General features: G+C 61.5%; 7 protein-coding genes. 3 read left to right on the forward strand and 4 right to left on the reverse strand.

The features are described 5' to 3' along the window. Positions 1–50: 50 nt before the first annotated feature. Positions 51–536 carry an acyl-CoA thioesterase gene (locus WBB95_RS22135; RefSeq protein ID WP_003213461.1) on the reverse strand — a complete coding sequence of 162 codons (486 nt, stop codon included), beginning with the start codon at positions 534–536 and terminating at the stop codon, positions 51–53. 290 nt (positions 537–826) lie between these two features. Here WBB95_RS22135 and WBB95_RS22140 point away from each other — a divergent pair, with 290 nt between their 5' ends. Next, entirely contained in the window at positions 827–2,590 is a 1,764-nt protein-coding gene (locus tag WBB95_RS22140; RefSeq protein WP_424489511.1) for a cation:proton antiporter, read from the forward strand. Between the two features lie 16 nt (positions 2,591–2,606). Here WBB95_RS22140 and WBB95_RS22145 read toward each other — a convergent pair whose 3' ends face one another. The 3 genes from WBB95_RS22145 to uvrD all read right to left on the reverse strand — a co-directional run bounded on the left by WBB95_RS22145 (position 2,607) and on the right by uvrD (position 6,498). Beyond that, the gene (locus WBB95_RS22145; RefSeq protein WP_017739032.1) at positions 2,607–3,014 is read right to left on the reverse strand and encodes an SMI1/KNR4 family protein; all 408 of its coding nucleotides are present in this window, start codon (positions 3,012–3,014) and stop codon (positions 2,607–2,609) included. Positions 3,015–3,149: 135 nt separating this feature from the next. Next, positions 3,150–4,022 (reverse strand): Tim44 domain-containing protein, encoded by an 873-nt coding sequence (locus WBB95_RS22150; protein WP_424489512.1) that lies wholly within the window; start codon positions 4,020–4,022, stop codon positions 3,150–3,152. A gap of 292 nt (positions 4,023–4,314) precedes the next feature. Next, positions 4,315–6,498: a DNA helicase II gene (gene uvrD, locus WBB95_RS22155; RefSeq protein ID WP_424489513.1), complete on the reverse strand. Its 2,184-nt coding sequence runs from the start codon at positions 6,496–6,498 to the stop codon at positions 4,315–4,317. A 279-nt stretch (positions 6,499–6,777) separates the two neighbouring features. Between uvrD and WBB95_RS22160 the strand changes: the two genes are divergently transcribed. Both WBB95_RS22160 and hexR read left to right on the forward strand, forming a co-directional pair. Then, entirely contained in the window at positions 6,778–9,651 is a 2,874-nt protein-coding gene (locus WBB95_RS22160; RefSeq protein ID WP_424489514.1) for an EAL domain-containing protein, read from the forward strand. Between the two features lie 163 nt (positions 9,652–9,814). Further along, positions 9,815–10,681 (forward strand): transcriptional regulator HexR, encoded by an 867-nt coding sequence (hexR, locus tag WBB95_RS22165; protein WP_010168370.1) that lies wholly within the window; start codon positions 9,815–9,817, stop codon positions 10,679–10,681. Positions 10,682–10,860 lie beyond the last annotated feature (179 nt).

A 10,860-nucleotide genomic window follows, 5' to 3' on the forward strand; every position in this document is an offset into this window, starting at 1 on the left:
TTCGCGAGCAAGCCCGCTCCCACATTCTTATTGAGTTTACAGCTCGGAATTTACGGCCCGTCGGCCTTGATTTCCTGGTAGCGCTTTTCCAACTCCTGGCGAATCTGCCGGCGCTGTTGGGCTTGCACGAAGCGGCGCTTGTCTTCGCTGTTCTGCGGTTGCAGTGGCGGTACGGCGGCCGGTTTGCGCTGGTCGTCGACGGCGACCATGGTGAAAAAGCAGCTGTTGGTATGGCGCACCGAGCGCTCGCGAATGTTCTCGGTCACCACCTTGATGCCCACTTCCATCGACGTATTGCCGGTGTAGTTGACCGACGCGAGGAAGGTCACCAGCTCACCGACATGGATTGGTTCGCGAAAAATCACCTGGTCTACCGACAATGTGACGACATAGCGGCCGGCATAACGGCTCGCGCAGGCGTAGGCCACTTCGTCGAGGTACTTGAGCAGCGTGCCACCGTGCACATTGCCAGAGAAGTTGGCCATGTCAGGGGTCATCAATACCGTCATCGACAGCTGGGCGTTTCCGGGTTCCATAACACACTCACGTTGTAGGCATCGGTTGGGGAGGCACCTCTGCGGGTGCTGGAATCTTTGCAGCGCTATCCCTAACGGGACGCCAGCGGGCGGCTTGCCGTCACGCCTGCACCGATCTGTTTCCATATATTGCACCGGCTTTCTGCCGGAAGTCGCGGTGTTAACCTTCAAAAGCCCGTCTCAGGGCATTTCTTACGATCAAGGCCGACTTTTCCTTCTGCTCTTTGCGATCTTTCAGAGGCGCGGGCGGAAGTGGGAAAAGCGCCAGCACCCTCAAGGAGCCCCTCGCCATGCACGCCATCAGCTTTATCCAGGACTTGGCCGTGATCATGCTGGTGGCAGGGGTAGTCACCATCCTGTTTCACCGCCTCAAGCAGCCCGTGGTGCTGGGCTACATTGTCGCCGGCTTCATCATTGGCCCCCACACCCCGCCATTCGGCCTGATCCACGACGAAGACACGATCAAGACGCTCGCCGAGCTGGGGGTGATCTTCCTGATGTTCTGCCTAGGGCTGGAGTTCAGCCTGCGCAAGCTGTTCAAGGTCGGCGCCACGGCGTTTATCGCCGCCTTTCTGGAAATCATCCTGATGATCTGGATCGGCTACGAAATCGGCCGCTGGTTCGACTGGAACACCATGGATTCACTGTTCCTGGGCGCGATCCTGGCGATTTCCTCGACCACCATCATCGTCAAGGCGCTCAATGACCTGAAGATGAAAAACCAGCGCTTTGCCCAGTTGATCTTCGGCGTGCTGATCGTCGAAGACATACTCGGCATCGGCATCATCGCCTTGCTGTCGAGCATCGCCGTCAGCGGCACGGTCAGCTCCGGCGAGGTGTTCTCCACGGTCGGCAAGCTCTCGCTGTTCATGATCGTCGCGCTGGTGATCGGCATTTTGCTGGTGCCGCGCCTGCTGGCCTACGTAGCCAAGTTCGAAAGTAACGAGATGCTGCTGATCACCGTGCTGGGCCTGTGTTTCGGCTTCTGCCTGCTGGTGGTGAAGCTGGAATACAGCATGGTGCTCGGCGCGTTCCTGATTGGCGCGATCATGGCCGAGTCCCGCCAGTTGATTAAGATCGAGCGCCTGATCGAGCCGGTGCGCGACATGTTCAGCGCGATTTTCTTTGTCGCCATCGGCTTGATGATTGACCCGCAGATTTTGCTGCAATATGCCTGGCCAATCGCGGTGATCACGGTGGCCGTGGTGCTGGGCAAGATGTTGTCCTGCGGGCTGGGCGCGTTTATCGCCGGTAACGACGGCCGTACCTCACTGCGTGTGGGGATGGGCCTGTCACAGATTGGCGAGTTTTCCTTCATCATCGCCGCACTGGGCATGACCTTGCAGGTGACCAGCGACTTCCTCTACCCGGTGGCGGTGGCCGTGTCGGCGATCACCACCTTGCTCACGCCGTACCTGATTCGTGGCGCCGACCCGTTGTCGTTGAAGATTGCGGCGGTGATGCCCAAGCGCATGAGCCGGGTATTCGGCCTGTATGGCGAATGGCTGCGCAGTATTCAGCCGCAGGGCGAGGGCGCGATGCTGGCGTCGATGATCCGCAAGATCATCCTGCAAGTGGGGGTGAACCTGGCGCTGGTGATTGCGATTTTCTTTGCCGGCAGCTTTTTTGCGGCGCGTATCGGTGGGTATCTGCAGGGCTGGATAAGTGATCCAAGCTGGCAGAAGGCGCTGATCTGGGGCGGGGCGTTGTTGCTGTCGCTGCCGTTCCTGATTGCGGCGTACCGCAAGCTCAAGGCGCTGTCGATGCTGCTGGCCGAGATGAGCGTGAAGCCGGAAATGGCCGGGCGGCATACCCAGCGGGTGCGACGGGTGATCGCCGAAGTAATCCCGCTTCTTTCGCTGCTGGTGATCTTCCTGCTATTGGCAGCCTTGTCGGCCAGTATTCTGCCGACCAACAAGTTGCTGGTGCTGATCGCCGTGGTCACGGCGGCGGTGGCGGCCGTGCTCTGGCGCTGGTTCATCCGCGTGCATACGCGGATGCAGGTCGCCTTGCTGGAGACCCTGGATAACCACAAAGATACGCCGGAGCACTGAAAGCCTGGGTGGGGACTCAGCTTTCCAGCCAGACGTCCCGCGCCCAGTGCCACACCGATTCCCAGGTTTCTTCGGTGACCAGCTCTTCTTCGCCGGACCACAGCACCACGGTGCCGTCTTCTTCGACGCAGTAGTAGTCGTCGCCGTCCTGGCAGATCGGGATCATGCTGCGATCCACGCCTGCATCCCAGGCATTGGCGGCCACGTCCGGCAAGTAGGTGTGGGACTGCGGGTCGGTGACGGTCACCGGCTCCAGGCTGCCGTACACCACGTCGCTGACGGTCAGCAGGAATTCACGGAAGACGAACGGGATGTCGATGAACAGTTGTTCTTCGATTTCCACCAGTTGGTCTTCGTCGGGCAGTTCCAGAGGAACCGGAACCGGTTCGTTGGCTTCACGCAATTGTTCGATGATTTCTTCCACGGCCGGGATCCTCTTGCTGATGGCGCGGTTTATAGGGGCGTTTTATACAGTAGCTCGCTATAAGTGCAACCGTGAAATAGAAAACCCCGGAACATGTCCGGGGTTTTTATTACCAGTGGCTCAAGCGTGCGGGTATCAGCCGTTCTGACGGATACCGGCGACCAGCCAAGGCTGGTTATCGCCTTGCGGACGTTCCATGTTCCAGCTTTCGCTGAACACTTCGCCCTGGTCGAAACGCGAGGACTTCGACACGCCGCTGAAGGTCAGGGTGGCGATGGTCTTGTCGGCGCGATCATCCACACCTTCAAGCTGCACGCGCAGGTCGTCGATGTAGGTCGACTGGAAAGCGTCGCCCAGGTCAGCGCGTTCGCGCTTGAGGAACTCCAGCAGTTGCGGGGTCACGAACTCGGCGATCTTGTCCATTTCGTTGGCGTCCCAGTGTTGCTGCAGGGACTGGAAGTGGCTGCGGGCCGCTTCGACGAAACGCTCTTCGTTGAACCAGGCCGGAGCATTGATTACCGGACGGGCGGCAGCAGGAGCGGCCGAACCACCGAAGATCGAACCCATGGCAGGTTTTTGCTCGAACACTTCACGCTGCATCGGCGCGCCGGCTGGCGCCATGTGCTCGGCCTGCTTGCGGCGACGGGCGGCGATAAAGCGGAAGATCAGGAAGGCGATGACCGCCATGATCAGGATGTCGAAGATCTGCATGCCCTGGAAGCCGCCGCCCATGAACATGGAAGCGAGCAGGCCACCGGCGGCGATGCCGGCCAGAGGGCCCAGCCAGCGCGAAGCACCGCCGGCCTTGGCTGCGGCGCCGGCAGCACCGGCTGCGCCTGCGGTCGCGGCTGCGCCGCCCATGCCACCGGCGGAAGGCGCCATTTGGCTGGTTTGGTGAGTTGGCGCCGAGCCCATGCTTTTGCCGCCACCGAAGCGCTTGGCATTGGCGTCGAGACTCATCGTCAGGCCGATGCACAACGCCATGGCGATGCTAAGAAAACGTTTCATAAAGGGAATTCCCATTTGTGGATTGCACGCGCGCCATGTTGCACAGGTGCAGTGACAGTGGCTAGCGGCAGAGTGTTTCGGGCTTTTGCGTAAGACCGATTCCGAAGGGTCTGTAGGACTAGTTACAGATATTGGCCCGCGCGGGCGAAATACAAGGGCTGGTCCACCGATCGTTCCCACGCTCCGCGTGGGAATGCCGCCTGGGACGCTCCGCGTCCCGCTTTGAAGGTGTGACGCAGAGCGTCACTTGATGCATTCCCACGCAGAGCGTGGGAACGATCAGCGGTGGCAATCAGACGGCTTCGAGCTTCGCGTAACCCATCATCAACCACTTGCTGCCTTCGGCGAAGTTCACTTGGACGCGCGCCTGGGCACCGGCGCCTTCGAAGTTGAGGATCACGCCTTCGCCAAAGATCGCATGCTTGACCTGCTGGCCAAGGCTGAACGGGGTTTCCGGAATCTCGGAGCCGGCAAACATACTGCTGGAGTTCTGCTGCTGGCCGCCGCCGAACGGTCGGCTCACGCTGTTGGACAAACGCACTTCCTGAATCAGCCCCTTCGGCACTTCACGTACGAAGCGCGACACCTTGTTGTAGGTCTCGCTGCCGTACAAGCGTCGGGTCTCGGCGTAGGTCATGACCAGGTTCTGCATGGCGCGGGTGATGCCCACGTATGCCAGGCGGCGTTCTTCTTCAAGGCGGCCGGGCTCTTCCAGGCTCATCTTGTGCGGGAACAGGCCTTCTTCCATGCCCACCAGGAACACATAGGGGAACTCCAGGCCCTTGGCGCTGTGCAAGGTCATCAGCTGGATGCTGTCTTCATGCTCGTCGGCTTGGGTATCGCCGGCTTCCAGCGACGCATGGCCAAGGAAGGCGGCGAGCGGGGTCAGCTCTTCATCTTCGTCGGTGTTTTCGAACGCGCGGGCGGCGCTGACCAATTCCTCAAGGTTTTCTACCCGGGCCTGGCCTTTCTCGCCTTTTTCCGCTTCGTGGTAGGCAATCAGCCCGGACTGCTCAATTACGGTCTGGGTCATCAAGTGCAGGGGCATTTCCATGCACTTGGCGGCGAGGTTCTCGATCAGCTCGACAAACACGCCCAGCGCCCCGGCGGCACGCCCGGTCAGGCCTTTATTGGCGATCAGCAAGCGCATGGCTTCCCACATCGACACGTCGGAATGGCGCGCATGGTCGCGAATCGCCTCGACGGTCTTTTCGCCGATGCCACGCGCCGGGACATTGATCACTCGCTCCAGCGCCGCATCGTTGCCACGGCCTTCCAGCAAACGCATATAGGCCATGGCGTTCTTGATTTCCGCCCGCTCGAAGAAGCGCTGGCCGCCATAAATGCGGTACGGAATACGTTCGCGCAGCAAGGCTTCTTCCAGCACCCGCGATTGGGCGTTGGAGCGGTAAAGAATCGCGATATCGCTGCGCGCCAAACCGGTTTTCAGCGCGCTTTCGATGGTTTCCACCACGTAGCGCGCTTCATCGTGCTCGTTGAACGCGGCGTACAAATTGATGGCTTCGCCTTCGCCGCCGTCAGTCCACAGCTCTTTGCCCATGCGCCCGGTGTTGTTGGCAATCAAGGCGTTGGCGGCCTTGAGGATGCCCGCGGTGGAGCGGTAGTTCTGCTCCAGACGGATGGTGATCGCGTCCGGGAAATCGTCGGAATACTGGTAGATATTCTCGATTTTCGCGCCACGCCAGCCGTAGATCGACTGGTCGTCGTCGCCGACCACCATCAGGCTGTCGCCACCTTTGGCCAGCAGGCGCAACCAGGCGTACTGCACGGCGTTGGTGTCCTGGAACTCGTCCACCAGGATGTGGCGGAAGCGTTTCTGGTAATGGGCCAGCAAGCCTGGGTTGTCGCGCCACAGGTCGAGGGCGCGCAGCAGCAGTTCGGAGAAGTCGATCACGCCGGCACGCACACAGGCGGCTTCGTACGCTTCATAGATGCTGCGCATGGTGGCCAGGAACAAATCGCCACTGGCCTGGATGTGTTGCGGGCGCAGGCCTTCGTCTTTCTGGCCGTTGATGAACCATTGCGCCTGGCGCGCCGGCCAACGTTGCTCGTCGAGGCCCAGCTCGCGGATCACGCGCTTGACCAGGCGTTGCTGGTCATCGCTGTCGAGGATCTGGAAGGTCTGGCTCAGGCCCGCTTCCTGCCAGTGGGCCCGCAACAGGCGGTGCGCCAGGCCGTGGAAGGTGCCGACCCACATGCCGGCCGGGCTGATGCCCATCAACTGCTCGATGCGGTGACGCATCTCGGCAGCGGCCTTGTTGGTGAAGGTCACCGACAGGATGGAATGCGGGGACGCGTTTTCGACCTGGATCAACCAGGCGATACGGTGCACCAGCACTCGGGTTTTACCGGAGCCAGCACCGGCCAGGACCAACTGACGGCCAACGGGGGCCGCTACGGCCTGGCGTTGGGCATCGTTGAGGGAGTTCAGCAAAAGGGAGAGATCATCGCGCATCGGCGCATTCTATGGCCCTCGGGGGAGTGGGGCAAATACCAATGCCGGGTGGCCGACGGAAAACGTCACCGGTGATCGCGGCGGGGCGAAGATTCTGCCGGGAGGGATGACCGGTTGGTCATCGGCCGCAGCCCGCGCAGCGCCTCGCTCAAGCTGTCTGGCCCAAAGGTTCAGGGCGAAAAGTCGTACAGATTTTATGACGTGGAGCAGTTTGGCCCACGCGTTTGCTTGTGTATGCTCCGTCGACGTTTCGGGCTCACCATTATAAGAACACTGCCTATGACCCTCAGCACCGACCTGCTCGGCCCCTCGGTGGCGCCCGCGCAGGTCATTCGTAAACACTACGCAACCGAGATGGCGGTCGAACGCACTCGCCTGTTGTACCAAGGTTCATTGTTGCCGACGTTATTGATGTTGGTTAATGGCCTGGTCTGTGCGTGGTTGCTGTGGAACCCCAAGCAATACGTGGTGGACAGCATCTGGCTGGTCTGGCTGCTGGCCCTGGTGGCGATGCGCGTGATCCAGGTGGCCGCTTTTGATTCGGCCATGCCCAGCCGACAGGCCCAGCCGGTCTGGGGGCGCATGTTCATGCTCGGCTCGGCGGTCAGCGGCTTGACCCTGGCCACCGCCGCCATCGCCCTGGTGCCGGCGGACAGCTTCATGCAGCAGGCGTGGGTGTTCGGCCTGATCGGCGCCGCGACGCTGTCGGCCAGCGTGGCTTACGCCGTGAGCCTGCCCGCGTTCCTGTCCTTTGCCTTGCCGTGCCTGGTGCCGGCCATCGTCTATCTGTTCTGGGATGGCACCTCGCAGCAGCAAGGCTGGGGCGTGCTGGGGTTGATCCTGCTGGCCTCCCTGAGCCTGGTGGCGTGGCAGGTCAACCGCCTGATCCAGCGCGGGCTACTGCGACGCTTCCAGAACCAGGCACTGATCGAGCATTTGCAGCAGGCGCAGCAACGCAGCGAGCAACTGAATCAAGCGCTGGTGCGCGAAGTTGAACAGCGTCGCCAAATCGAACAGGAACTGCGCGACGCGCAAATCGGCCTGCAAGACCGGGTGGCGCAACGCAGCCAGGAACTCGACGCCGCCAGCCTGGCCTTGAATAAAAGCGAAGCGCGCCTGGCCATGGCCCTGCAGGCCAGTGAGCTGGGGTTGTGGGACTGGAACCTGCAAACCGATGAAGTCCACCACACCCAGCTCAAAGAGCTGTTCGGCCTGGAGCCCGAGTACGTCACGGCGATGCTCAGCCACCTCAAGCCGCGCCTGCACCCCGACGACTTGCCGCTGCTCAAGCGCGCGCTGGTGGAGCACCTCAAAGGCCGCAGCGAGGACTATCAGGTGGAATACCGCGTGCGCCATGGCGACGGGCACTGGGTCTGGATCGAGGACCGGGGGCGCGCCGTGGAGCGTGCACCGAGCGGGCGGGTCACGCGCATGCTCGGCACCCGTCGCGACATCAGCGCCGGCAAAGCCCTGGAAGAACAGCTGCGCTTGGCCTCAACGGTGTTCGAGGCGGCCAGCGAAGGCATTGTGATCCTCGACCCGGAGTACGTGTTGATCGCCGTGAACCAGGCGTTCAGCCGCGTCACCGGTTTTGAAATAGACGATATGATCGGCCGCAACGTCGTGGAGTTGCCCAGCAGCCGCGATGCCCGGCGCCATTTCCCGGTGATCCGCCAGGCGCTGCTCAGCCATGGCACCTGGCAGGGCGAGTTGGTGGAAACGCGCAAGAACGGCGAGCTGTACCCGCAATGGCTGCAATTGAATGTCGTGCGTGATGTTCGGGGAAACGTCAGCCATATCGTCGGCTTCTTCGCTGATTTGTCCGCTCGGCGTGAGTCTGAAGAGCGCATGCGCTACCTCACTCACTATGACGAACTGACCGGCTTGGCCAACCGTTCATTGTTCCGCGAACGCTTGCGCGAAGCCCATGCCCGCGTGCGCCAGGGCGGACGCAGCCTGGCGTTGCTGCATATCAACCTCGACCGTTTCAAGCTGCTCAATGACAGCCTCGGCCATGAAGTGGCTGACCAGTTGTTGCAGAAAATGGCCCGCCGGCTGATCAATGCCTTGCCCGAAGCCGACACCATTGCGCGGCTTTCCGGCGATGAGTTCGCAGTGTTGTTCGATGCCTATGGCAACCTTTCCAGCCTGGCGCGGGTAGCGACGCGGTTGCTCGCCAAGCTGCGCGTGCCGGTGACGGTGGAGGGGCATGAGTTGGTGGTCAGTGCGTCGATAGGCGTCAGCCTGTTGCCGGACAACGCGCGAGAAATTTCCGCGTTGGTCAGCCAGTCAAACATGGCGATGCAACACGCCAAGCATTTGGGCGGCAATAACTTCCAGTTCTACACCGATAGCCTGCAAGCCAGCACGCTGGAGCGTTTGCAGCTGGAAAACCACCTGCGCAAGGCCATCGACGAGCGCCAGCTCACGGTGTTCTACCAACCCAAACTGTGCCTGGCCACCGGCAAGCTCAACGCCGCCGAGGCGCTGATTCGCTGGGAGCATCCGCAGTGGGGCATGGTGCCGCCGGGCGACTTTATTGGCTTGGCCGAAGAGACCGGCCTGATTGTGCCGCTGGGCGAATTCGTGCTGCGCCAGGCCTGCTGGCAGGCGTGCGAATGGCAGCGCCAGGGGCTGGCGCCGATTCGGGTGTCGGTGAACCTTTCGGTGCATCAATTGCGCCAAGGCAAACTGGTCAGCCTGGTGCGCCAGGTGCTGGAGGAAACCGGCCTGGACCCGCAATACCTCGAGCTTGAGCTAACCGAGAGCCAACTGCTCGACAGCGTCGAACACATCATCGCCACGTTCCAGCAACTGCGCGACCTGGGCGTGAAGCTGGCCATCGACGATTTCGGCACCGGTTATTCCTCGCTCAATTACCTCAAGCGCATCCCCGTGGACTACGTGAAAATCGACCAGACGTTTATTCGCGGCCTGGGCCAGGGCCGCGAAGACGCGGCGATTACCCGGGCAATCATCGCCATGGCCCACGGGCTGGCGCTCAAGGTGGTGGCCGAGGGTGTGGAAGATCAGCAGCAGCTGGATTTCCTGCGCGCGGAGCGCTGCGATGAAGTGCAGGGCTACCTGATCAGCCGGCCGATGCAGGCGCAAGGGCTGGCAGAGTTGTTACGGAAAAATGCAGATTTTCCCTGATGCCGTCTGGGCGGCCTTTATGGCTACATGGCGCCTGCCCGCTGAATCAGAGGGCATCAGGGCGATTTAGTGATGCATCGGACGGGCAAAACGACAATTCTTGTAGTATAACTACAAGCTTGCTACATCCCCTGGCACCTGCCAATAACAAGAGTCCTGCCCTTTGAACCTGTTGCAACATATCGCCCAGTCGCGCCACCTGTTACGCAAATCGGAACTCAAGGTTGCCGATCACGTGCTGCTTGACCCTGCGGCCGTGATGCACAGTTCCATGGCCGACCTGGCCCACAGCGTGGGCATCAGTGAGCCGACCATCGTGCGCTTCTGCCGCGCCATCGGTTGCTCCGGGTTCCAGGATTTGAAACTCAAGCTGGCCCAGAGCCTGGCCGCCGGCGCGAGCTTCGGGCAGTTTGCGATTCACGAAGACGATTCCGTCGCCGACTACAGCTTGAAAATCTTCGACACGACGTTGCACACCCTCATGGAAGTGCGCGAGAAGCTCGACCCGGTTGAGTTGCAAAAGGCTGTGACGGCGATGTCCCAGGCCCAGCGCGTCGAGTTCTACGGCTTCGGCGCCTCGGGTGCAGTGGCCGCGGATGCCCAGCACAAGTTCTTCCGCCTGCTGCTCACGGCCGCGGCCTACAGCGACCCGCACATGCAGGCGATGTCGGCAGTCACGTTGAAGCCCACTGACGTGGCCATCTGCATTTCCCAGTCCGGCCGTTCCAAAGACCTGCTGATCACCGCCAACCTGGTGCGTGAAAGCGGCGCGACGCTGATCACCCTGTGCCCGAGCCAGACGCCGTTGGCGGAACTGTCCACGGTCAACCTGGCGATCGACGTGCACGAAGACACCGAGATCTACACCCCGCTGACCTCGCGCATCGCCCACCTGGTGGTGATCGACGTGCTGGCGATGGGCGTGGCCATGGCACGCGGGCCGAGCCTGGTGAACCACCTCAAGAGCGTGAAGCGCAGCTTGCGCAGCCTGCGGTTGTCGCCCAAGTCCGTAAAAGCCCTCGACGATTAATAGGTCGGGGTGGGATAGGGCTTGTGTGGGAGCGGGCTTGCTCGCGAATGCGGTGTGTCAGTCAAAGACGTATTGGCTGACCCATCGCATTCGCGAGCAAGCCCGCTCCCACACAAGCCCTATCCCACCCCGACCTATTAATCGTCGAGGGCTTTTACGGACTTGGGCGACAACCGCAG

This window comes from Pseudomonas sp. (assembly GCF_049645325.1).
Classification (GTDB): Bacteria; Pseudomonadota; Gammaproteobacteria; order Pseudomonadales; family Pseudomonadaceae; genus Aquipseudomonas.